The sequence below is a fragment of the Microvirga mediterraneensis genome (assembly GCF_013520865.1).
Taxonomy (GTDB): domain Bacteria; phylum Pseudomonadota; class Alphaproteobacteria; order Rhizobiales; family Beijerinckiaceae; genus Microvirga; species Microvirga mediterraneensis.
Genome location: NZ_JACDXJ010000001.1, coordinates 3,854,763 through 3,877,798 on the forward strand (window position 1 = coordinate 3,854,763; position 23,036 = coordinate 3,877,798).

Annotated in this window: 23 protein-coding genes; 14 read left to right on the plus strand and 9 right to left on the minus strand. The window is 63.1% G+C overall.

Annotation, left to right across the window (positions count from 1 at the left end):
• The first annotated feature begins 54 nt into the window (after positions 1 to 54).
• From H0S73_RS18380 to H0S73_RS18395, 4 genes are all read left to right on the plus strand, one after another.
• On the plus strand, positions 55 to 648 hold the full coding sequence (locus H0S73_RS18380) for a DUF1214 domain-containing protein (protein WP_181053505.1): 594 nt from the start codon (positions 55 to 57) through the stop codon (positions 646 to 648).
• Entirely contained in the window at positions 645 to 1,208 is a 564-nt protein-coding gene (locus H0S73_RS18385) for a DUF1254 domain-containing protein (protein WP_181053506.1), read from the plus strand. Before H0S73_RS18380 ends, H0S73_RS18385 begins: the two co-directional genes overlap by 4 nt.
• A 4-nt stretch (positions 1,209 to 1,212) precedes the next feature.
• A complete protein-coding gene (locus H0S73_RS18390) occupies positions 1,213 to 1,722 on the plus strand; it encodes a GNAT family N-acetyltransferase (RefSeq protein ID WP_181053507.1) in 510 nt (169 codons plus the stop codon).
• A 485-nt stretch (positions 1,723 to 2,207) separates the two neighbouring features.
• Positions 2,208 to 3,221: a hypothetical protein gene (locus tag H0S73_RS18395; RefSeq protein WP_181053508.1), complete on the plus strand. Its 1,014-nt coding sequence runs from the start codon at positions 2,208 to 2,210 to the stop codon at positions 3,219 to 3,221.
• A gap of 8 nt (positions 3,222 to 3,229) precedes the next feature.
• On the opposite strand, the gene H0S73_RS18400 is transcribed toward H0S73_RS18395, so the two are convergent.
• Both H0S73_RS18400 and H0S73_RS18405 read right to left on the minus strand, forming a co-directional pair.
• Positions 3,230 to 3,571 (minus strand): DUF1491 family protein, encoded by a 342-nt coding sequence (locus H0S73_RS18400; protein ID WP_181053509.1) that lies wholly within the window; start codon positions 3,569 to 3,571, stop codon positions 3,230 to 3,232.
• Positions 3,571 to 4,416 carry a peptidoglycan-binding domain-containing protein gene (locus H0S73_RS18405; RefSeq protein ID WP_181053510.1) on the minus strand — a complete coding sequence of 282 codons (846 nt, stop codon included), beginning with the start codon at positions 4,414 to 4,416 and terminating at the stop codon, positions 3,571 to 3,573. The genes H0S73_RS18400 and H0S73_RS18405 overlap by 1 nt, the downstream gene beginning before the upstream one ends.
• A 354-nt stretch (positions 4,417 to 4,770) precedes the next feature.
• Between H0S73_RS18405 and H0S73_RS18410 the strand changes: the two genes are divergently transcribed.
• Complete coding sequence (locus H0S73_RS18410) at positions 4,771 to 5,091, plus strand: hypothetical protein (protein WP_181053511.1); 321 nt, start codon at positions 4,771 to 4,773, stop codon at positions 5,089 to 5,091.
• 41 nt (positions 5,092 to 5,132) lie between these two features.
• Entirely contained in the window at positions 5,133 to 5,591 is a 459-nt protein-coding gene (locus H0S73_RS18415) for a SufE family protein (protein ID WP_246389076.1), read from the plus strand.
• Here H0S73_RS18415 and H0S73_RS18420 read toward each other — a convergent pair.
• Both H0S73_RS18420 and H0S73_RS18425 read right to left on the minus strand, forming a co-directional pair.
• Positions 5,588 to 6,556 (minus strand): DUF6456 domain-containing protein, encoded by a 969-nt coding sequence (locus tag H0S73_RS18420; protein WP_246389078.1) that lies wholly within the window; start codon positions 6,554 to 6,556, stop codon positions 5,588 to 5,590. The genes H0S73_RS18415 and H0S73_RS18420 overlap by 4 nt on opposite strands.
• 379 nt (positions 6,557 to 6,935) lie before the next feature.
• The gene (locus H0S73_RS18425; RefSeq protein ID WP_181053512.1) at positions 6,936 to 7,370 is read right to left on the minus strand and encodes a Ros/MucR family transcriptional regulator; all 435 of its coding nucleotides are present in this window, start codon (positions 7,368 to 7,370) and stop codon (positions 6,936 to 6,938) included.
• A gap of 423 nt (positions 7,371 to 7,793) precedes the next feature.
• Between H0S73_RS18425 and H0S73_RS18430 the strand changes: the two genes are divergently transcribed.
• The 3 genes from H0S73_RS18430 (at position 7,794) to H0S73_RS18440 (ending at position 12,934) form a co-directional block, all read left to right on the plus strand.
• Entirely contained in the window at positions 7,794 to 9,905 is a 2,112-nt protein-coding gene (locus H0S73_RS18430) for a S9 family peptidase (protein WP_181053513.1), read from the plus strand.
• An 87-nt stretch (positions 9,906 to 9,992) separates the two neighbouring features.
• Positions 9,993 to 12,374 carry a PAS domain-containing protein gene (locus H0S73_RS18435; RefSeq protein ID WP_181053514.1) on the plus strand — a complete coding sequence of 794 codons (2,382 nt, stop codon included), beginning with the start codon at positions 9,993 to 9,995 and terminating at the stop codon, positions 12,372 to 12,374.
• Between the two features lie 5 nt (positions 12,375 to 12,379).
• Complete coding sequence (locus H0S73_RS18440; protein WP_181053515.1) at positions 12,380 to 12,934, plus strand: isochorismatase family protein; 555 nt, start codon at positions 12,380 to 12,382, stop codon at positions 12,932 to 12,934.
• Here the strand turns inward: H0S73_RS18440 and H0S73_RS18445 are convergent.
• A complete protein-coding gene (locus H0S73_RS18445) occupies positions 12,927 to 13,892 on the minus strand; it encodes a hypothetical protein (protein ID WP_181053516.1) in 966 nt (321 codons plus the stop codon). The genes H0S73_RS18440 and H0S73_RS18445 overlap by 8 nt on opposite strands.
• Positions 13,893 to 14,285: 393 nt before the next feature.
• Here H0S73_RS18445 and H0S73_RS18450 point away from each other — a divergent pair, with 393 nt between their 5' ends.
• The 3 genes from H0S73_RS18450 (at position 14,286) to H0S73_RS18460 (ending at position 15,965) form a co-directional block, all read left to right on the plus strand.
• Positions 14,286 to 14,885 (plus strand): superoxide dismutase, encoded by a 600-nt coding sequence (locus H0S73_RS18450; RefSeq protein WP_181053517.1) that lies wholly within the window; start codon positions 14,286 to 14,288, stop codon positions 14,883 to 14,885.
• A 132-nt stretch (positions 14,886 to 15,017) separates the two neighbouring features.
• Complete coding sequence (locus H0S73_RS18455) at positions 15,018 to 15,416, plus strand: lysozyme inhibitor LprI family protein (RefSeq protein ID WP_181053518.1); 399 nt, start codon at positions 15,018 to 15,020, stop codon at positions 15,414 to 15,416.
• Between the two features lie 69 nt (positions 15,417 to 15,485).
• Positions 15,486 to 15,965, plus strand: a complete 480-nt coding sequence (locus tag H0S73_RS18460; protein WP_181053519.1) for a DUF2938 family protein — start codon at positions 15,486 to 15,488, stop codon at positions 15,963 to 15,965.
• Between the two features lie 5 nt (positions 15,966 to 15,970).
• Here H0S73_RS18460 and H0S73_RS18465 read toward each other — a convergent pair whose 3' ends face one another.
• The gene (locus H0S73_RS18465; protein WP_181053520.1) at positions 15,971 to 16,822 is read right to left on the minus strand and encodes a ChbG/HpnK family deacetylase; all 852 of its coding nucleotides are present in this window, start codon (positions 16,820 to 16,822) and stop codon (positions 15,971 to 15,973) included.
• A 67-nt stretch (positions 16,823 to 16,889) separates the two neighbouring features.
• Here H0S73_RS18465 and H0S73_RS18470 point away from each other — a divergent pair, with 67 nt between their 5' ends.
• Both H0S73_RS18470 and murJ read left to right on the plus strand, forming a co-directional pair.
• Positions 16,890 to 17,906, plus strand: a complete 1,017-nt coding sequence (locus H0S73_RS18470; protein WP_181053521.1) for a glycosyltransferase family 2 protein — start codon at positions 16,890 to 16,892, stop codon at positions 17,904 to 17,906.
• 5 nt (positions 17,907 to 17,911) lie between these two features.
• Positions 17,912 to 19,438 (plus strand): murein biosynthesis integral membrane protein MurJ, encoded by a 1,527-nt coding sequence (murJ, locus tag H0S73_RS18475; protein ID WP_181053522.1) that lies wholly within the window; start codon positions 17,912 to 17,914, stop codon positions 19,436 to 19,438.
• Here murJ and H0S73_RS18480 read toward each other — a convergent pair.
• From H0S73_RS18480 to H0S73_RS18490, 3 genes are all read right to left on the minus strand, one after another.
• The gene (locus tag H0S73_RS18480) at positions 19,404 to 20,597 is read right to left on the minus strand and encodes an adenylate/guanylate cyclase domain-containing protein (RefSeq protein WP_181053523.1); all 1,194 of its coding nucleotides are present in this window, start codon (positions 20,595 to 20,597) and stop codon (positions 19,404 to 19,406) included. The two genes, murJ and H0S73_RS18480, sit on opposite strands and share 35 nt — an antisense overlap.
• A 54-nt stretch (positions 20,598 to 20,651) precedes the next feature.
• Positions 20,652 to 21,371 carry a DUF1194 domain-containing protein gene (locus tag H0S73_RS18485; RefSeq protein ID WP_181053524.1) on the minus strand — a complete coding sequence of 240 codons (720 nt, stop codon included), beginning with the start codon at positions 21,369 to 21,371 and terminating at the stop codon, positions 20,652 to 20,654.
• A gap of 236 nt (positions 21,372 to 21,607) precedes the next feature.
• Positions 21,608 to 22,954: an esterase-like activity of phytase family protein gene (locus tag H0S73_RS18490; protein WP_181053525.1), complete on the minus strand. Its 1,347-nt coding sequence runs from the start codon at positions 22,952 to 22,954 to the stop codon at positions 21,608 to 21,610.
• Positions 22,955 to 23,036: the final 82 nt, after the last annotated feature.

Below are 23,036 nucleotides of genomic sequence, written 5' to 3' on the forward strand. Positions count from 1 at the left end.
ACGAACGCTCCGGCGGCCGCTTCGATGCGCGCCCCATCGACCCCGATATCGCCCGTGAACGTCAGACGCGTCCCGACAGCCCTCCTCATCGTCTATGCGCTTCTTCTGGCGCTGGGGCTCGGCTTGGGTTCCGCCTATTGGGCCATCAACGGCGACCCGCCCTTCGGGAGCCTGCGTCTTGGACCGTGGCAGGCATGGCCCAAGCTCGGCTCGCCGGAGGCGGATCCGTACATGCGGGCCATCCTCGCCCGGCGCGGCGATGTTCCGTTGGCGACGGGCGAAGGGCTGGGCTTCACCGCCCGGACCGACAGCGAAGGCAGGCCGCTCGATTCCGCCTGCACCTATACCATCGGCGCGGTTGCCCCGACCGCTCGGCTCTGGACCCTGACTCTTTACGACGGCGACGGGCGCCTGCCCATTACCGAGCTTGGACGCAGAAACTTCACCTCGGCGGAGGTGATCCGGGATTCTCAGGACCGTTTCACCATCGCCCTGTCCCGTACGCTGCAGCCGGGCAACTGGATCCAGCTTCCCCCCTCGGGCCCCTTCGTGGCGGCGCTTCGTCTCTACGACCCTCCGGGAGCCGCCGGCGCCAATCTCGATGAAGTCGACTTTCCCGTCATTCAGCGCCTGGGATGCGGAACATGAGAGGCTTTCCTCGCTTTCTGGTCGCCACCTTCTGCGGCATCGTGATAGCCGCGGGGGTTCATATCGTGGCGATCCTCGCGAGCCCCTACCTTGCGGACCGGGACGCGTTCGAGAAGGTCCAGACGACCCTGACCGCCGACAAGGCGCAGATCATCAGCGCGCCGGGCGGTGAGAATACCTGGCTTCCGCGACCGGACCCCGCCATCGCCGTGGCGACCTGCGCCTTCGATCTGCGCAACGGTCCCATGCGCGTCGCGGCTCAGACCGGGTCGCTCCCGCTGTCCTTCTCGTTTCACAAGGAGTCGGGAGGGGTGTTCTTCGCCGTCACGGACCGTGCCGCCGTACGGGGTGAGCTCGAGATCGTCACCCTGACGGCCCGCCAGCTCGACGAGGCCCGAGCCGCCGAGGATGAAAACGATCCCTCGCGGGATGTGAGGATCGTCTCCCCCGAGCGGCAGGGCTTCGTGATCGTGCGCGTCGCGGCTCCCAGCCCGAGCCTGCGGCCCCAGGCGGAGGAAGCAGCAAAGGCCGTCTCCTGCACGGCCGAACAGGATCCCTGACATCATGCCCTGGCGCCCTATGATGCCGGAGGACCTGGCCCAGGTGCAGGTTCTCGCGGACACGATCCACGTCGACCATCCGGAAGATCTCGAAGTGCTGGCCGAGCGTCGGCGCCTCTACCCGCAGGGCTGCCTCATGCTTGTCGAGGACGCGCGCGCGATCGGCTATGCGCTCACCCATCCCTGGCGCCTGGGAGAGCCGCCGCCACTGAACGAGCCGTTGGGCAAACTCCCTGAGGCGCCGACCACCTTCTACATCCACGACGTCGCCCTTCTCCCGGTTGCGCGCGGCAAGGGGTATGCGGTGCAGGCTGCGAACAGGCTGATCGAACACGCCCGCGCAGCGGGCTTCGACAATCTGTCGCTCGTCGCCGTCAACAGGTCTCAGGCATTCTGGGAGAGGGTCGGCTTTCGTGTTCTGGCCCGACCGGGCTTGGAAACGAAGCTTGCGAGCTACGGGCCGGACGCGGTGCTCATGGTGCACGATCTGGCGAGCCCGATCCATGACGCCTAACGGCGTCTCATCGTCATGAAAACAGATTCGGGACTAAGAGCGGCGACGGCCGGGGCTGTTGGACGCCAGCGGGCGGGAAGGTCCCGGATTGGGAGAAGGCCTCTCGTAACGGACGCCTGTGAACAACAGGATCTCGCCCCGAGGCTCATCGGCCGCCAGGATCGGGCGCTGCGGACGCTCCGTGTTATCCGGAAAAGGAACCACCACTCCCGGCGATCTGGTCCAGATGTCTCGCATGTCGCCCTCCTCTATCCTGACATTGCTGCCTCTACGCCTGACTCACAAAAAGAGATCCATGGTTAACAGTTCGTTGCCGACGGGATGTGCGGATCAGAAAAACCCCCGCCCTGACAAGAAAACAACACTCGCTGCTGCGCTTCGGTTCCTCAGGTGAAACCCTTATTTCCCGGGCCGTCCAGGCCGTTAAAGGTGCGCTAAGGAGCAACTCCTAACCTAAGGTCAATTGCGGTGAAGCGAGTTCGAGCATGGCGTCGTCTGCACATCCGGACCTTTGGTCGGACCTGTCGGGTTTCGGATCGTCGGACGGCTCGTCCGATGCGCGCGCGGCTCTCCTGAAAGTCAACGCGGAGATGTTCGTCGCGGCGGCGGCGCGAGACCGAGAGAGCATCGAAACCTTCGAGACCCTCGTCCTCGGCTTCCTGCCGAAGACCGACGCCGCGACCCGTCTCGAACTGGCCCGCATCCTGGCACCCTGCCCGGACACGCCGGCATCGGTTCTGGATTATCTGGCGCGGCATTCACCCGGCGCCGTCGATATCCCTCGTCATCATCACCCCGTTTCGCCTTCTTTCCGCGCAAAGAGGCTTGCCACGCCGGAAGGTCGCCTCGCCCTTGCGGCACAGCCGAACATCGATCCGGAAACGACCCACGGGCTCCTGGTCCTGAGAGAGAATGCCGTCGAGGATGTGCTCGCGGCCAATTCTGCCGTTCTTCCCGACACCGCAGCTTTCGCGGAACTGCTGCGGCGATCCCATCGGCGCCCGACCCTCGCCGCCCTTCTTCTCGACCGCGCCGACCTCCCGACCACCGCTCAGGCGTCTCTTTACCTGGCAGCGTCCGGGGAGCGCCGCGAAGCGATCCGGGAGCGTGTCGCGGCCTCCCTGGCCCATCGGCGCGTCAGCCTGTCGTTCGCGCTGGCCGAACAGGATCTCGCCGATATTTCGGCCGCGAGCCTCAAGGGCGACGACCGCAGGATGGAATCGATCCTGACCGCTCTCTTCGGCTTCCCTGCGTCCACGGAGTGGCGCCTGCTCGAGATCGGGCGTCACCGCCTGCTTGCCCTCGCGCTGAACGTCCTGGGAGTTCCACGGAGGGATGCGGTCAGGATCTTCCTCAACCTGCACCCTGCCCTGTCGTACCCGCTCTCCGCCATCAGGACATTGGTGCGGGAAATGCAGGATGTTCCGGGCCCAGTCGCCCTCGCGCTCATCGAATGCATTCTGGACGTCAAGACCCTGTCGGGAGAGGCACTCGCCTAATGAGCGGCTCAGTCCTCGGACGCGAGATCGAGGAAGTGCCTTCCTGCCCTGTCGTCGACCTCCACGAGCCACAGGTCCGAGTCGAAGCGCAGTTCGCGCGTCATCCGCTCCTCCACGTCGAGGGGCATGACGTCCTTCAGGATCGGCGAGAAGAGACGCTCGCCGCTCTCGTCGAGGAAGAGCTGCGGTGCAGGACCGTAGAGGCTCGCGGTGCCGTCGAGTCGATCCACCTTGACGAACACCGCGCCGGCTTCGGCGGCGCCGCGCTTGCGCAAGGCAGCATCGACCCCCTCCACCGAACAGCGGCGCAGGTAGGCCGAAACCCAGAAGTCGGAACGAAGCCGGGACATTATGGGACCGCGATTCCGGATGCGGCTGAGAGTTCGCGGATCGTCCGAGCGTTCAACTCTCCGGTGACGGGCAGATGCCGGTCCTGCTCGAACCGCTCGATGGCCTGCCGGGTGCCCGAACCCATCAACCCGTCCACCTTCACGTTGTAGCCCAACCGCGCAAGCGCGCGCTGTCCCGCCAGAACCGTATCGCCCTGGTCCGTACGGCCCACATTGGCGGGCGGCACCGGCACGGGGCCGCCCATGCGGATCATGTCCGCGATCGGATCGCGACTGGCACTCCTTGCCGGCGGGGAGGCCGGCAAGGCGGCGGCACTCGTCAGTGGTGGGCGGGGAGCCGGCACAGCGGCCGGGACAGGCTGTCCTCCGTTGCGGATCATTTCGGCGATCGGGCTTCGCGCCGGGGTCTTGGGCGTGGCGACGGATGGCGCCGCCGCCTCCAGGGTTGCATGAGCGGCAGCCTCATGGGGCGGCGGGGCCGACGCCACCTCCTCGACGGACTGGGCTCCTGGACGCGCGGGCGGCAGCGGCTGGCGCGCTTCGCCCTCGGCCTTGGGCTCCGGGGCAAGCACGATCTCGCGCGTGTTGAAGAGCGGCGCCGGATGGCGGCTGCTTTGCAGCGCCAGCGCATTCCAGGCAATCGCGCCGCCGCACCCGGTCAGGAACAGGGCCGCGAGGATCTGGCGCGGATGGCTGAAGACGAACAAGATCGCCCTCTCGCCGAAGCCCGGCCTGCGCGGCGGCTTGACGGCGCGCTTCTGCGTCTGTCGTGCCGGAGCCTTCCGGCGCACGACCGCCGGAAGGTCGAGATCGTCATCGGGATGGTCGACAAAAGCTTCACGCAAGGGAGTCGTTTCCGTCTTCGAAGGATGATGTCGTTGTGGTCCGCCCAGGCAGCAAGACAAGACGGCAAGGCACCGTTTCTTGTCCTTCTGAGGGCAAAGCCTGACAGACCCGGTTTAAGCGAAACCTAATTGCTTCGGGCTGATCGGAGAAACGGCTCCGCGAGAGCGCCGCTCAGGCGCCGAGGCGTCGAGTGTTCCAAAATTTCTCTTTGCTTTTCATGCGTTTAATACGGCCTCCCGGCATCAAGGTTTTGTTCATCCTGTTTCCATCTTTCTCAAACACGTCCTACGCGCGGCATACCGGGTACGTTATGGTGCTGCGTCATCCCTTGGTTTTAAGCCGTCGACCGCTTCATGTTCTCGATCCTCCGTTTCATCCTCATCGTCGGCACGATTTTCTATTTCTCGCCGGTGCGACAGCAGGGCGAGGGGACGGCGGCCGTCGAGGCTCTGCTCACGCCGAAGAAGACCGAACCGGCGACGGGTCAGGCGCCTGGGATGGACAACGCAGGCCATCTCGAATCCATCTGGAAAGCGCTGCCCGACAGCGCCAAGCAGGCCGTCGTCGACAAAGTTCTCAGCACGTCCGGTTTTCCCGTCGCCGGCTCCGCAAAACCTTCGGACACCCTGCGGCCCGAGGACCGTGAACCCGCTGCGTCCAGGCCCCGCACATAAATCCGGCCCTTTCCGTCGCCAAACCGCGTGACGATAGCTATATGACGGGCAGACAACCCGGGTTTGCCATGCTGCCGACAATCGACGAAATCGTCTCCAATTTCGAACTGCTCGACGAGTGGGAGGAGCGCTACCGCTACATCATCGAGCTCGGCCGTCTCATGGAGCCCTTGCCGCAAGAGGCCTATAACGACCTCAACAAGGTTCAGGGCTGCGCCAGCCAGGTGTGGCTCCAGACCGATCTTACTATGTCCTCGAACGACGGGCCCGTCCTGCATCTTCGCGGCGACAGCGACGCCCATATCGTGCGGGGCCTCGTGGCGCTCCTGATCTCGCTCTATAACGGCAAGACACCCGCGGAAGCCCTTTCCACGGACGCCCTTGCGCTCTTCAAGGAACTCGGCCTGTCCGAGCATCTGACGCCGCAACGGTCGAACGGCGTCAGATCCATGGTCGAACGCATCCGCCGGGATGCACAGGCGGCTGTCGCGGCGCCCTAAACCTTCCCGCCGTCAATCACAACGGCCTGCCATGCGCGGATGCCGCGTGAGGCTGCGGGACCCTGGGCCGAGGCCTCGATGCCGTAATGCTCCGCGAGCCGCGTCAGGGCGAGACGCACCACGATCTTGGCGGAGCGCGCGGGCCATTGCCGCTCGCGCTCGATCTGCTCCAGGCCTTTCAGGAAGCCGCAGAGGTCGAGAAGCAGGTCGCTGAAATCGCCCCCGAGGGCATCGAAGGCGTTCCGCAGCCGCTGGCGGGCGGCAACCATCCGGTCCGTCGCCTCACCCGGCGAGGCCGGGCCTCCGCTTCTCGGCATGCCATCCCATCGAGCCGTCACCCCAGGCAGGAGGCCCGCGAGCATGATATCGGTCCGCAGGCGCTCGCCCGCCTGATAGGATGCCTGGTCGATCATAGGTTCGCCGTCGCGGCCCTTGCGGCGGCGCAGCCAGTCGAGAGGGCTCTCGTCGGCATCGACGCGGACCCGGGCTGCTCCTGAATCCGTTTCGACGGAGGCAAGCTCAGTTTCGCGGTGCTGGTGAAAGAACGCCATGTCCGCCTCGGGCGCCGAAGCGCGACGCAGACAGGCCTCACCCGCTTTCGTCAGCCGCAGCGCCTTCCGGCCCGACGCGGCCTGCTCCCAACGGCCGAGATCCTGGCGCACGAGAGCCTCCGCCACGGTTGAGGCGAAGCGCCCTGCCCCAACGGAAATTCCTGACCGGCGCCTGTGGACAAGCACGCTCGAAGGCTCCGTTGGATCGACGATCGCCCATGTCTCCGGCTGAGCGAGCGCCGTGAGAAGCCGCCGCGCATCCCTGGTCAGGGAATCACCCGCCGCCGTGCTGGCCGCGATCTTCGGCTTCCTGCTTCCGCTGCGTCCGCGCCCCTCCGAACGGGTCTTCTTCGCGGCTGAAATCCTTTGTGCGGCAATACTCTGATGAACCGCATCGCCGTCGATAATGTTCATGTTTTGTTCCCATAAATAAAGTAAGGAAGGGTCACCCCCTCCATCTTCGATAGTGGGGTCATATTCCTAGTTGTCAACGAAGATTCAAATCTGTTGATAAGAGTGAGGATAAGTCGGACAGGATGCACCTCATTCGCACAAGGGCCGCAATGATCCGATGCGTTGCGCACAACTGGATCGACCTTCAACCGCGCACTCGATAATACCGGCAGCGGCACGAACTCCGCCCTTTGTCTCCACTGGAAGGCTTTTGCCGGCCCAACCCGTCATGCCTTCGAAAACAGTTGATCAGGCAAACAAGCGCTCCACTGGCGACCAATGTCCCAAAAAGCAAAAAGCCGCCCCTGAGGGCGGCTATTTAGACCCGTGAGGCCTGCTCTTAGCTGCTGCTGCGCGAAGAACGGCGCTTGCGGCGCTGTTGGCCGAGGCCCATTTCCTTGGCGAGTTCCGAACGAGCCTTGGCGTAGTTGGGAGCCACCATCGGGTAATCGACGGGCAAAGCCCACTTCTCGCGATACTGCTCGGGCGTCATGTTGTACTGCGTCCGCAGATGGCGCTTCAGAGACTTGAACTTCTTACCGTCTTCAAGACAGACGATGTAATCCGGCGTGACGGACTTCTTCACGGGGATCGCAGGCTTCGGAGCCTCCATGGGCGTCTCTACAGTGCCGCCCCCGACACGCAGAAGAGCCGAATGGACGTCATTGATCAGCATCGGCAGGTCGCCCGAAGGAACAGAGTTATTGCTGACGTAAGCGGAGACGATATCCGCAGCCAGCTCAATGTAGTTCGAAGCAGCGATGTTGTCGCTCATTTTGATTTTCTTCCTTTCCGGCTCTTTAGAATGGCTCAAAAAAGCATTTCAACCTACGTTTGAGCATTCTCGTCTGAAGCAATGCTTGCTTCTTGCTTGAGCCGCACCCTACTTGCACAGAAATCGTGCTCGTTTTTCCCAAGTATGGCAAATTGAGCCGCATTGCAAGATGTGCAAAAGGAAAACTTTGGAAAACTTCGTATCAACTATCACTATGCAATAAACCTGCCCTGAACAGTTGGTGCCATTGACCACAGGTTAAGGCGTTCATCACGTAAATTTCATCGCTGTGATCCGAAGAAGTAACTAGAAGGGCATTTTTCTGCCTGCTCGATACCCATTCGGCCCGATCCGGACCCGACATGGGAAATCCCCGTTATCTGTGCATAATCCCACTTCTTGATCATCTGGCCGGACAGTTTCATGAATATTCAGCGCCTTCCCGTTGCCCCTTTGCCCGCCGCCCCCTCGGTTCCCGCCAAACCTCACGTCTTCGAGGTTCATGGGATTCGGGTTCAGGACGATTATGCGTGGCTGAAGGCCGAGAACTGGAAGGACGTCCTCAAGGATCCATCCGTCCTCGATCCTTCCATTCGCGCCGTTCTCGAACAGGAGAACACATACGCTGCGGCGGCCTTCGCCGGAACGGAGGAGTTCCAGGCCCGTCTCGTGGCCGAGATGCGCGGGCGCATCAAGGAGGACGATTCCTCCGTCCCCGAGCCTGATGGAGCCTTCGCCTACTTCACCCGCTATCGGGAGGGCGGCCAGCATCCCCTCGTCTGCCGGCAGCCCCGCGACGGCGGTCCTGAGACGATCATGCTCGACGGCGACAAGGAAGCGGAAGGACAACCTTTCTTCGATCTCGGCGGCGCGGATCACTCCCCCGATCATCGGCTGCTGGCCTGGGGCGCGGATATCAAGGGCTCGGAATACTTCACCATCCGGATCCGGGATCTCGAGAGCGGCGCGGATCTGCCGGACGTGGTTGCGCAGACGTCTGGCGGCGCCGTCTGGCTCAACGATTCCTCTGGCTTCTATTATGTCGAACTCGACGAGAACCACCGCCCGGTGCGCGTCAAACGCCATCTCCTCGGCTCGAGCACCGACCAGGATCAGGTCGTCTATGAAGAAAAGGACCCGGGCTTCTTCGTGAAGCTCGGCGTCACGCAGTCGGATGCATTCGTCCTCATCGAGGCGAGCGATCACGAAACCTCCGAGATCTGGCTGCTTGACCGAACGGATGCCACGGCGTCGCCCCGGATCGTCGAGCCGCGCACGCCTCAGCTGAAATACGACGTGGAGCATCATGGCGACAGCCTGATCATCCTTACCAATGCGGACGGCTCAGAGGATTTCAAGATCGTCACGGCGCCCGTCGCCGCGCCCGGCCGGGCGCAGTGGAAGGACCTGGTTCCCTACAAGGCCGGCACGATGATCCTCTCGGTCGTCGCTCTCGCCCGCTATCTCGTGCGCCTCGAACGGGAGAACGCAAATCCACGCATCGTGCTGCGGGAATTCGCCACCGGACGGGAAGAGACCGTCGCATTCGAGGAAGAGGCGTATTCGCTGGGCTTCTCGGCCGGGTACGAATTCGACACCGACGTCATCCGCTACCATTACTCGTCGATGACCACGCCGAGCGAGGTGATCGACTATCATCTGCGTACCGGAGAGCGCACGCTGCGCAAACGGCAGGAGGTTCCGAGCGGGCACAACCCGGCCGATTACGTGACACGTCGCCTGTTCGCTACGGCTCCCGACGGTGAGCAGGTGCCCATCTCGCTCGTCCATCGGCGCGAGGTACCGCTCGATGGCTCCGCACCATGCCTGCTCTACGGGTACGGCTCCTATGGCATGTCGATGCCGGCAAGTTTCCGGACCGGCATCCTGTCCCTCGTCGATCGCGGCTTCATCTATGCCATCGCGCATATCCGCGGCGGCACGGAAAAGGGCTGGCGCTGGTACATGGACGGCAAGCGCGACAAGAAAACGAACACATTCACGGATTTCGTCGCCTGCGGCGAGGCTCTCATTCAGACAGGCTACACCTCGCGCGGGCGGATCGTCGCTCATGGCGGCAGCGCAGGCGGAATGCTCATGGGCGCGGTCGCCAACCTGGCTCCCGACCTCTTCGCGGGGATCATCGCCGAGGTGCCCTTCGTCGACGTGCTCAACACCATGCTCGACTGCGAACTCCCCCTCACGCCTCCCGAGTGGCCGGAATGGGGAAACCCGGCTGCAGACGAAGCCGCTTTCCGAACGATCCTGTCCTACTCGCCCTACGACAACGTGAAGCCGCAGGCCTACCCGGCGGTTCTTGCTCTCGCGGGCCTCACGGATCCGCGCGTGACCTACTGGGAGCCGGCGAAATGGGTCGCAAGACTGAGGTCGACCATGACGGGCGGCGGCCCGGTCATCCTCAAGCTCAATATGGAGGCGGGACATGCCGGCGCGGCGGGCCGCTTCGACCGGCTGGAGGAAGTCGCCTTGGCCTATACCTTCGCCATTCGATGCCTCGAAGGGTTTCAGAACTGACGTGATGCGCTATTTCAAAACATAGCATGGCGAGAGACGACGCCTGGCAAGCCGCAGACCGTACAAAGAGGCCGAGAGTTCAATTCGATGACCAAGCGCGGCAGTTTACTGGTCGAGGATAAAATCGCCTCTCAAGAAGGCGATAAAGAACGCATCGCAGAGCTGGAAAACCGCGTAGCTCAGGCAGAGGCGGCACTCCGCACCAGCAATTTCAAGCTGAGGATCGCACTCGACATCGGTCGGCTCGGTGCCTGGGAACGGGACTTGAAGACCGACGAGATTATCAGCACGGCGGCTTTCAAGGAGTATCTCGGGCTTCCGCCGGAGGCCGCGCTGACCTATACCGAGTTGCAGGCCATGTACCACCCGTCGGATCTCGAGCGCATCAATCAGGCGATTGCCTACGCACTCCGCACCAGGACGGATTTCAATATCGAGTATCGCATACTGAAGGCCGACGGGAGCATCGGTCATGTTCACATGCGCGGCGGCATCATCTACGAGGACAACAAACCTGCACGCTTCGCCGGCGTCCTTCAGGATATCAGGGAGCGGCACAAGATCAGGGAGGAAATGGGTCAAGCCCAGCGCCGCCAGGAATTCCTCCTCAAGCTCAACGATCAGCTCAGCAATATCGACGATCCTCACCAGGTCATGGAGATCGCGGCTCGCAACGTGAGCAACTTCCTGAAAGTTGATACGGCAGGTTACGGGGAGGTCTACGAAGATCGCGGCGTCATCATCGTCGAACGAGAGTGGTCGCGGGGTCTCATCAGCAACGAGGGCAAGGTCGAGAAGATCGACCAGCATGCCAGCCTGATCGTCGAAGCGTTGAAGCGAGGCCAACCCGCGATCATCAACGATGTAAGGACCGACCCCCGCCTCGGCGACGCGGCCGCCCAGGCCTTCTACAGCACCATCAATGTGCGTTCGGGCTTCGCCGTTCCCATTCACAAAAACGGGCGCTTCATCGCCGAATTCTACATCTATTCATCGACCCCTAGAGACTGGACAAGCGACGAGATCTCCCTTGTCGAAGATGTCGCCGAGCGCACTTGGCTGGCTATCGAAAAGGTCCGGGCAGAGACGAAGCTGCGGGAAACGGAAGCGCTCTTCAAGCTCATTGCGGAATCCCTCCCCGCTCTCGTATGGATCATCAAGCCCAATTTGGAATTGACCTATACGAATGAAAGATGGGTCACGTATTCGGGCCTTCCACCGGAGGAGGCTCTGGGACATAGCTGGACGACAGCCATTCATCCGGACGACTGGGTCAGGATGACCGAAGAGATCAAGCCCGTCATAGCCGGTGAAACCACTTATACGACCGAGGCTCGTTATCGTTCCTCGGACGGAGAGTATCGTTGGCACATCATCCGCGCGGCCCCGGTGCGCAATGCCGCCACGGGCGAATTCAAAGGTTGGGTCGGTACGAGCGTCGACATCCATGACTTGAAAATGACAGAAGAGGCACTGCGCACGAGCGAAGAGCGGTTATCGCTCGCCCAGAGCGCGGCAGGAATTGGCGTCTTCGACTGGCATATCCCAACCGACGCCGTCACCTGGACGGCGGAACAGGAGCGCCTTTTCGGCATGGAACCGGGATCGTTCAAAGGGTCCTCGACCGATTGGGCGAATCCCATCATCCCGGAAGACCGGGACTATGCCGTCCAGGCCATCGCCGAGTCGTTGGCCCGCCATGACAAGGATATCGACTTCATCTTCCGAATTGAGCGCCCCGACGGAATTCGGACGATGCAAACCATCGCATTGTTCTTTTATCAGGACGATGGATCGCCAAGGCGCATGGTCGGCGTCAACATCGACATCACACATTACAAGGAGGCGGAAAACCGCCAAAACCTTCTGATCCGGGAACTGCACCACAGGGTCAAGAATACCCTCGCCACGGTTCAGGCCATCGTCGGATCCACGGCCCGCACCGCTTCCAGCATCGACGAGTTCTACCAGGGTTTTGTCGGCCGCATCGTCTCCCTGGCGCGCACCCACAACCTCCTCACCGAGGATCTGTGGCAGAAGGCGGCGTTGGAGGAATTGGTCCAGACGGAACTGGGGCCTTATGAGGACGAGGCCAAAAACCGTATCACCGTCATGGGTCCTCATCTCGAGCTGCCATCGGAAGCAGCCGTTCCGATCGGCATGGCGATCCATGAGCTGACCACGAATGCGGCCAAGCATGGAGCATTGTCCACCTTCGGAGGCCAGGTCGAGGTCCGCTGGGAGATTTCGGGCGGCGAGCGCCCGATGCTGCATTTTTCGTGGGAAGAGCGTGGCGGGCCGCATGTGAGCACGCCCGCGCGCCAGGGCTTCGGCACGCGCCTGCTGCAGCGTGTCCTGTCCACGCAGCTGCAGGCCGAGGTTTCCATGGAATTTCCTCAGGAAGGGTTGCGCTTCTCGATGCGGCTTCCCATTCCGACCGAACCCTCCACGTTCAACCCGGACAGGTAGGTTCCATGCTGCTCGACGCAAAGCGTTCCCATCTCCTCGTCGTCGACCTTCAGGCGCGCCTCATGCCCGCCATTCACGAAGGCGAGACGATCCTCCGAAATGTGCGCATACTGCTTGAGACGGCGAAACGGCTCGGCGTTCCCGTTACTGTCACTGAGCAATATCCCAAAGGACTTGGGCCGACCGTGCCGCCGGTGCGGGAAGCCTTGCCGCCGGACGCGGCCACTCTGTCCAAGACGGCCTTCTCAGCCGCCCGCGATCCGGGGATTGCGGAGCGGGTCGCCGCCTTGCGCGGCTCTGGACGGGACCAGCTCGTGATCTGCGGAACCGAAGCGCATATCTGCGTGCTGCAGACCGCCCTGGAGTTCAAGACGTCTGGCCTTGAGATCTTCGTGGTGGCGGATGCGGTGTCGAGCCGCTCGAGCCGCAGCGTCGACGCCGCCTGCGCGCGGCTTCTTCATGCCGGATGCCACTGGGTAACGACAGAGATGGCGGCCTTCGAATGGATGGGCGAGGCAGCGACGGAGGATTTCCGCGCCCTGGCTCCTCTGTTCAGGTAGAGGACGGCGAGCCCCCCTCGCCTCCCGCGGCAATGAACGCCTTCAGCTCGTCCAGGGACTCGAAGCGGAACACGCCGCTCGGGGTCTGGGCTTCGATCGAGCCGTCCGAGAACATCACGTATTTGTTGTCGCCGGAATTGTAGGTGCCGACGACCACGGCGGGATGCAACGCGTCGGGAGCCGTTTCGTGCTCCTCTTCCACTTCCTCCTCGGCATTGGAGGCGATCTCGGGCTTCGGCTCGGGCTCTGGCTCCCGCTCAGGCTCCGTAACGGTATCTGCGGCGGTCTCCCGGAGTTCGTCGCCCTCGGGAAGATCACGAGCCACGGGCTCGGGCGCAGGCGCGCCGAGGTCGCGGTGATAGAGATCGGCACCATCGGAGACCCGCGGCTCTTCATCCTCGTCGCGCGCCCTCTCCGCCAGGAGAAAGTCGGGCACCTTCATGTCCTGCTCGTCTTCGTCTTGGGTCGCCACCGGAGGCGGGGCCGGCCTCGGCGGGAACGGCACGACCGGCTCGGGGACCCGCGTCGCCGCCGGCCACTCGGCAACCTTCCCCTCTTCCTCGGCCGTTTCCCGCCGATCCTCACCTTCGAAGAGCGGCAGGGTCGCCTGTCTTTCATCGGCGCGCTCACCTTCATCCTGGGCCTCGGTGGCCGCTGGGCCGGCCATGGCGCCGCCGGAGAGAGCCGCCAGCGTGGGCTCCTTCAAGGATTTCGGCGTTCCGATAAGGGCTTCCTCGTCGAATCCGGCCTGGGCCTGCAACAGCCGCTTTTCGATCTTCGACAGCTTGGCCACGACGGCCGCGATGCCGAGCAGGAGCGCGCCGCTCGCGGCCGTGACGCTGCCGGCGATCACCATCGTCCAGCCACGCTCGACCAGAACGATGTCCCATCCAAAGAATGCCGCGAATAGCCCACCAACGATCATCGCAAAAGCGAGGGCCAGAAGAGCGATGATCATGCCGTCTCCATCATACGCAAACCCGGAGCACCGGTCCCAAAAGCAATCCCCGCTTCCAGGATGACCCGATGCTCCCTCCTATAATCAGCTCATCGTTCCCGCAGAAAGCCGGATCCGTTTTCCCACACGATGCGCCAAGACAATCAAGGCAAAGCTATGCTTCTATAGGCAAAAGACAACCGCCTGGGAAGCTTGGGCAGAAAAAAGTCCGGAGCTTGGCCGTTGCTCTTGGGCATGTGGCGCTTTAACTAAGCCCCAGGCGCATCGTGCGGAAAAGTGGCCCCGGATTTTCCGCACCGGGCGATGCGCAGTCAAACGAGGGGTATCGGACCCAGATATGGGGACCAATTCTGGGTCCGATGTCCCGGGTCGCTCAATCCAAAGGAGACGCCGATGTCGTTCACCCTGCCCGAACTGCCTTATGCCTATGACGCCCTGCAGCCCTACATGTCGAAGGAAACCCTGGAGTTTCACCACGACAAGCACCACGCTGCCTACGTCAACACCGGCAACAACCTGCTGAAAGGCACGGAATTCGAGGGCAAAAGCGTCGAGGAGGTCGTGAAGGGCTCCTACGGCAAGAACCAGGCCCTCTTCAACAATGCCGGCCAGCATTACAACCACATCCACTTCTGGCTCTGGATGAAGCCCAATGGCGGCGGCGCCCTCCCGGGCAAGCTCGAGAAGAAGATCATCGAGGACATCGGCTCGGTCGACAAGATGAAGGAAGACTTCATCCAGGCCGGCGTCGGCCAGTTCGGCTCCGGCTGGGCCTGGCTTGCCGTGAAGGACGGCAAGGTCACGGTCATGAAAACCCCGAACGGCGAGAACCCGCTCGTGCACGGCGCCCAGCCGATCCTCGGCTGCGACGTGTGGGAACACTCCTACTACATCGACTACCGCAACCGCCGTCCCGACTACCTCAAGGCCTTCCTCGACAATCTCGTGAACTGGGAGCACGTCGAGGAAATGTACGAGAACGCGACCAAGTAAGCGGAATAACGATACGTCAAACGGGCCTCTTCGGAGGCCCGTTTCATGTTGTGGTCCCAAAAAGCGAGACAGCCCTTTTCTATATGCGCTAAGTTAGTCAACGTATCTTTGTATCGATCGAGGAATGCGTCGATGCGTTATCTGCCCCTTGCTATACTCGTCATCATCGCCGCCTCTTCTACCGCAAGGGCAGAGGATTTCTGCGAAGGCACGACTCAGTACGATATGAACATGTGCGCGGGTCGCGAGTTCGAAAAGACCGATAAAGCGATGAATGAGCGATATGCAAAGCTCATGAAGCGGCTCGATCCTGAAGATCAAGTCAAGCTGCGCCAAGCGCAGAAAGCTTGGGTCTCTTATCGACAGAAGATGTGCGAGTTCGAAGCGTCCGGTCTCGGAACCGTTCGCTCTACAATCTTTGCAGGGTGTTTAACGTTTATTACGGAAGGTCGGATCAAATATTTGGAAGGTCATCTGAATTGCGAGGAAGGTGATTTGTCGTGCAAAGGCCGGTCCAGCGACCAGAATTGATCGCCTGCAAGGCAACTAGCAGAGCTCTTCAGAGGTCCGTTTCATATCATACCCCATGGAGACACATTGGTGATCGACTTCCTATACCGCTCCATCCTGATCGGAATCGGCGCAACGGCGGTGTTCGACCTGTGGGGGTTGTTCCTGAAGCACGCTTTCGGGCTGCCGGGCGCGAATTGGGGGCCGGTCGGCCGCTGGTTCTGCCATCTTGCCGGAGGCACCGTCTTTCATGAGGACATCGCGAAGGCCCGCCCGTTTGCTTACGAGACGGCAGTGGGCTGGATCGGTCATTACGCAGTGGGCATCCTCTTTGCGGCCATCCTGCTGGCCCTCGCACCCTCCGATTGGTCTCGGCAGCCGACCCTGATGCCTGCCCTCATTGTCGGCTTGGTCACGGTCGGCGCAGGCTGGTTCCTGCTTCAGCCCGGCATGGGCGCCGGCATCGCCGCATCGAAACGGCCCAACGCCAACCAGATCAGGGCCCTCAACATCGCTGGACACATTGTGTTCGGGCTAGGCCTATACGCGAGCGCGCTCCTCGTCCGGTAAGGCTCTCAGGTGGCCTTGAACCTAGATACAAGCCTCAGGCCCCGCTGCGCCAGCAACTCGCCAAAAGCGTCTGATTTCAAATAATCCAGTTCCTCCACCCGGCTCTCCACGGCCGGATCGAGCGACCTCAACTCGTCATCCACATAGCCCGGATGGCACATGACGAGGGGGTGGGCCCCGAGGCTCGAGAAGGCTTCCTCGAAAACCTTGGCGGCCGGAACGGAAAGGTCGAGCGGGGCGAAGCCTGAAAAGCCCTTATTCGTCCGAAAGCCCTCTGCATGAGCCTGGCGGGCGAAGCCGCGGGCGAGCGATTTGACGATCAGCGCCTTGTTGCGCCCGATGGGGCGGCGCAGGATCGCCATGGCCCGGTCCGATGGATCGCGCAGCCAGACGCGGCCCGCATAGCCCCTCGCTTTCAGGGCCGCGATTAGGGCCGGCCTGATCACCGGAAGGACATGGACATGCTGGTGCCCGTCCACGAAGGCAGGGGCCGCCCCGAACACCTCCTCGAAGGCATCGATCTGGCGGCCGATTTCGGCGGCGATCTCAGCCGCAGGCCATCGTCGTTTCAGGGCCTTCGGCAGCAATTCCTTTAAGGTCGGGAATCGTCCTGAGGGAGCGAGAGCCGACATCGGCCCCAGGGGCGAGCCTGTCGTGAGGTTAAGGTGCAGCCCCACGGCCATCCGGTCGCGAACGGGCGTCAGGCTCGCCGCCGCCCGGCGCCAGCCCGGCATGTTGGTCATGGCCCCGGTGGCCGAAAGGCGGCCCATACCGGCCAGCTCCACGATGCCCCGGCTGACCCCATCGGCAAGGCCGAAGTCGTCGGCGCAAAGGATGACGGAACGGGAGGAGTTCATGAATGACCTTAAAATCGGCTTTGCCGCACCCTAATGCTCTTGAGCAAAGACGCAAACTCGGCTCTTGATGCAGCCCGGTCATCAAGGGTTTTTATCAGTGGCGTCGCCTCAGCTCAGTGTCATCATCCCCGTGCACAACGAGAGCGCGAACATCGCGCCTCTCTGCGAGCGCCTGCTTCCCATCCTCAATCGGATCACATCGGCCTGGGAGGTGGTTTTCGTCGATGACGGCAGCCGGGACGATACCCTGGACAGGATCAGGGAGGTCAGCCGCACGGAGCCGCGCGTCGGCGCCGTCTCCTTCAGCCGCAATTTCGGCAAGGAAATCGCCATCGCGGCCGGGCTCGACCATGCCCGGGGCGACGCGGTGGTGATCATGGACGCGGACCTGCAGCACCCGCCGGAGATGATCGAGACCTTCGTGGAGCGGTGGCGGGAAGGCTATATGATGGTCTACGGCCAGCGCACGGACCGGTCCGACGAGACCCGGGTCAAGCGCGGCTTCGCTCATCTGTTCTACCAGCTCTTCGCCCGCTTCGGCGAAATCCCCTTGCCCGAAGGCGCCGGCGATTTTCGCCTGATCGACCGCAAGGGCGTGGAGGTGCTACGGACGCTCGGCGAGAAGGCCCGGTTCTCCAAGGGCCTTTATGCCTGGATCGGCTTCAAGGCGACCGGTGTGCCCTTCGTGGTCGAGGAGCGCCGATTCGGCACCTCCAAATGGAGCTTCAGGAAGCTCTTCCGCTTCGCCTTCGACGGCATTGCCGCCTTCTCGACGGTGCCCCTGCGGATCTGGACCTATATCGGCTTCCTGATCTCGATCCTGTCGATCGCCACAGCGGTTTTCTTCATGATCCGCACGCTTCTGTTCGGCACCGATCTTCCCGGCTTCCCGAGCCTGATCGTCTCGATCATGTTCTTCTCCGGCATCCAGCTCATGTCGCTGGGCATCGTGGGTGAATATGTCGGCCGCATCTTCGCAGAGGTGAAGCGGCGGCCGCTCTACGTGGTGGCCGAGCGGATCGGCGGCGCGGCTGAGGTCTCGAGCGGCATCGTTCCGGAAACCTATCCCCTGCGCCGGGCCTGAGAGCGATGTTCCGCAAGATCCTCTCCGTCGGCGGCTGGACTCTGGTCTCGCGCCTGACCGGCTTCATCCGCGACGTGGTGCTGGCGGCCGTGATGGGCGTTGGCCCCATCGCCGATGCCTTCTTCGTGGCCTTCCGCATCCCCAATCATTTCCGGGCTATCTTCGGCGAGGGCGCCTTCAATAATGCCTTCCTGCCCGCCTATGCGCAGGTTCTCGAAACCGGGGGCGAGCGATCCGCCCATTCATTCGCGAGCCGCATCACGACCCTGATGCTGGTCGTGCAGCTCGCGCTTCTCGCCGTCGCCTTCTTCGCCATGCCCTGGGTCGTGACCCTGCTCGCCCCCGGCTTTTCGGACGAGCCGGCCAAGTTCGACTTGGCCGTGACGCTGACGCGGATCACGTTTCCGTATCTGCTCTTCATCACCATCGTGACGATCTATTCCGGCATCCTCAACGCCCATGACCGGTTCTGGGCAGCGGCGGCCGCTCCGATCCTGCTCAACGTCGCCATGATCGTGGCTCTGGCCGTCGTGTTCCTGTTTCCCAACGCAGGCTATGCGGCCGCCTGGGGCGTGACCATTTCCGGCGCGCTTCAGCTCATCCTGGTATGGTGGGATGCCCGGAAGATCGCGTCCAGTCCCGGGCTGGAGCGTCCCCGCATCGACGCGCCGATGAAGACCTTCTTCAAGGCCCTCGGACCGGCCGTCATCGGGTCCGCCGGGGTCCAGCTCGCCATCTTCGCCGACACGATCATCGCGTCCTTCCTGCCGACGGGCGCGGTCTCCTCCCTCTATTATGCGGACAGGCTCTATCAGCTCCCCCTCGGGGTGATCGGCATCGCGGCCGGCACCGTGCTCCTGCCCGAGATGAGTCGCCGCATCGCGGCCGGCGACGAGGCGGGAGCCTATGCGGCGCAGAACCGGACAGTGGGCCTGACGCTCGCACTCGCGGCCCCTTTCCTGGTGGCCTTCATGGTCATGCCCGAGCTCATCATGTCCGCCCTGTTCCAGCGCGGCGCCTTCGATGCCACGGCGGTAGAGCGCGCCGGCGCCGTCCTGGCGGCCTATGGCCTGGGCCTTCCCGCCGCCGTGCTGATCCGCTCGGCCGTGTCGAGCTTCTACGCCCGATCAGACACGGCCACGCCGCTGATCGCATCCCTGACGGCGGTCGGCGTCAATGTCATCGTCAAGATCATGCTCATGCAGACCTACGGTGTCGTCGGTTTGGCTCTCGGAACCGCCATCGGCGTCTGGGTCAACCTGGGACTGCTCTTCATCCTGGCTTATCGGCGCGGGTGGACGGCTCCGAGTGCGACGCTCGGCAGGACTTGCCTTGTCATCGCGACGGCCGCTCTCCTCCTTTCGATCTTCGCCTGGTTCGCCCCCGGCCCCATCGCGGCCTGGACCCTTCCGCTCCCGGCCTGGCGGAACGAAACGCTCCTTGCGCTGCTCGGCGCGGCGGGGGCCTTGATCTATGGCGGCGTGCTGCTGGCCGGCCTCAAGCTGATGGGGGTCGGGCTGGCGAGACGCTGACGGACGCGAAGGTGAAGAGCTCCCGCTCCGCGGCGATGCCCCGGAGCCGATGACGGCCGAGCGAGCGTACGGGAACGGGGCTCACCGATGCGACGCTGTCGGACAGGATCACGGAGCATTGGAGGCTGTTGCAAAGGGCCTCCATGCGGCTGACCTCGTTGACGGCGGGCCCGATCACGGTGAAGTCGAGGCGCCCGGCCGCCCCGATATTGCCGTAGAACACGTCGCCGCAATGGAGCGCGATATCGAGGCTCAGCGGCGTCTCGCCGGCGTGGCGCCGGTTGGTCTCGGCATTCCGCTCCAGCGCCGTCTGCGCCGCACGAATGGCCGCCGCGCAGGCCTGCTCTCGCGAGCGTTCCTCGGTGATCGGGAAGGCCGCCAGGACGCCGTCGCCCATGAACTTGAGCACCTCACCGCCCTCCTCGGCCACGGGATCCGCCATGGCTTCGAGATGCCGGTCCAGCCGCGCAATCAGGTCCATGCCGGCCGTATCGGCCAGGGCGGTGAAGCCGCGCAGATCCGCGAAGAGGAGCGCCGCCGTGATCGTCGTGCCGAACCCGCGTCGGATCTCGCCGCTCAGGACCCTACGACCGGCAGAGAGCCCCACATAGGTGTCGAGCATCGCGACCGTCAGGTCGAACAGCGTCATGCGATAGGCCGCGAGCCCCAGCAGGGGCAGAAGCGCATCGATCCGAGCGATCTCCTCCGGCCGGAAGCCTTCAGGGCGGCTGCTGGAGAATGAGATGCCAATGCCCCGCAAGTCCGGTGCGCTGGCGTTCTCGAAGCTGAAGAGGCGCGCCAGATAATCGGTTCCGCCCTCGCGCCGTACGTCCTCGAAAACATCGAAGGGCCGGGTCTCAGGACCGTCGAGCAGCCAGTAACAACTCGTCTGCCCGGCCTGCATCATGTGGTTGAAAGGGCTCCGGTCGAAGGCAAGATCATTGCGTTCGTGGGACACGCCCTCGACCATCAGGCCGGCCGAGCGAGTCCAGACATGGGTGTAGACCCGGATCGTCGGATTGACGGTCGGCAGGGCGAGATACGCTCTGACCAGCGGCATCCCCTCGGCCACCAGACGCTCGGCGAAGCCCGAGAGCAGAGAGCCCACATCCGCTCCCCGCAGGCCCTGTTCGATGATCCAGTCTTCGAGATTCGCCATAGCGACGATTCTAGCATTCCGCCCAGGAATGTCTTCAAGCCCTGAATGCTGCGGTCACCGGCTCGCATGACGCGAAGTGCCGCCCGTTCCGGCGATCTCCGTCAGCAGCTTGCGGCGGGCGGCGCCCGCGAGGGGCCGCGTCTCGTCGGCGATCTCGACGAAGGAGCCCGGCCCGCCGATGACGCTCCGGCCGTAATAATCCTCCAGCGTCATCCCGCCGGGCCCGCCCGGGCGGCCGCTGCCGGGGCGGCTTATCGCCAGCGCGTTGATGGTGAAGCCCTTGGCCAGCGCGTCCGCCCTCGCCTGCTCCAGGGAGCGGCCGTTCATGTTCGGCCCGTCACCCGACACGTCGATGACCTTGCGCGTGCCCTCATGGGCGTTGGTCTCGACGAGGCGGACGGAGAAGTCTATGGCATTGGAGATGGAATTGTAACCATAGGCGCCTCGAGGCGCGGTCATGAGCTTGTCGGCGAAAACCTTCGCGCTCGCCTCGTCGCGGATCACGTGCCAGTCGACGATGAGCACCTGGGAGCTCGGCCCGCCCCACTCCATGAAAGCCACGGCGATGGCCCCAATGGGACCATCCTTGATGCCGCTGAGGACATCGGCACTCGTGAGCGCCTCGGCCCAGCCCTGCCGCTGGAGACGCAGTTCGGAATCGTCGATGGAGCCCGATCCATCGGCGGCGAAGACCAGCTCTAGGTCGACGGATTCGGCCAATGCCGGAGCGGTCAGGAGAGAGAATGCAACAAGGCCTATCAGAACGGATCGCATCGAGGGCTCCGGCGTTGGGCGCGATGCTGGAGCCATTTAGGGCGTTCCGCCTGCGAGAAGGCGGTCAGGACGATCACAAGTTTGTTGGGAGAATGACACCCGACACGTCATGGCCGGCCTTGTGCCGGCCATCTCAATAAAGAAAAGCGCCCTGCCACAGCCAATCGAAATCACCGGCACGGGTCCCCGGATCAAGTCCGGGGAGGTGATGACGTCGGCTATAGCAATGACTTGGATCACTTCGCCTTCAGCAGATCCGCCACGTCGAGCAGAACGAACTCGTTGTCGTCCTGCTTGTTGGGCTCGCGGCTCGAGGAGAAGGGCAGATTGTTGTCGTTGCCGACGATGATGTGGCGCTCGTCGACCACGTCCACGTTCTCGATGGTGAAGAACGGGAAGGTCAGCACATTGTCGTTGAGAGGCTTGCGAGCCTTCTTGTTCGGATCGGCGATCTGCATCAGGTCGACATAGCCGATCTTGCGGACCGGGTTGCCCACATTGGCGTCCGACAGCTCGATCTTCACGATGCGCTTGAACTTCGCGGGATCCTGGAAGCAGTCGGGACGCCTCTCGCCCTGCGGGCAGGCCTTGTCCGCCGTGCCCTCGCCGTTGTCGCGCTCGATGATAAGGCCCGTGGTGCCGTCGATCATGTTGAAGTCGCCGATGGCGAGGCCATTCTGGTCGAGAACGTACTTCCAGTGGCGGCCGGTCCACTTCTCGCCCGCCACATCGAATTCGAGGATGCGCAGGTACTCGCGCCCATCGACGGACTCCCACTGCTTCCTCTCGGCGTCCCAGACCGGGCCTTCGAGAAGCGCATAGAGGAACTTGCCGTCCTTGGAGGCGGCCATGCCCTCATAGCCCTTGGAGCGGCGCACGTTGAAATTGACGGTTCCATTGGGAGCCGCAGGCGTCGTCACGGCATAATGATCGGGAGAGCGCGCGGGCTTTCCGTCGATGACCGTCTCGAACACGGCTTCGACCTTGCCCGAGCGGTCGGCCTTGATCAGATAGGGTCCGAATTCCTCGGCGATCCAGAGCTTGTCGCCGATGGGCTGGAAGCTTTCGAGGTCGAAATCGGATCCCGTGAGATAGCGCTTCTCGGTCGCCTCGTTGGCGATGCGGAACGGAACCTTCTTGTCCGGATCGTGCAGGAACACCGTCTCCAGGCGCTCGACGGAGCCCTTGTCCCAGTCGATGCGATGGCGGTTGAGGTAGAGCATCGAATCCGGCGACGTGGCTTTGGATCCGAACCCGTTGTCGGTGATCACCCAGAAGGTGCCGTCGCCCATGGATTTGATGCCGGAATGGCCCTGGAGCGGCTGTCCCTTGAAGGGCAGCTTCACGCCGGTCGGACGGTCGCCCGAGGTGCCCTCGACGGTGCCGAGCGCCTCGATGCGCTTGCCGGTCGTGAACTTGCCGGAAACCTTCAGGTCGGCCGGGGCATCCGCGGGAGCATCGACGAAGCTCAGGGCGGGCAGAACGGCATGGCCGGCAAGGACGGCCGGGAATTGCTGCTGCGCCAGGGCGCTCGTGCCGAGCAGCACGGTCAGCGGCAGGGCCGCGAAAAGACGAACGGACATGGTGGAAACCTCATTTGCTTGTTCAAGCGAGGTTGCTCTTGCAGGAGCCCCATGTCCGTCCGTTAACGGATCGACGACAGGT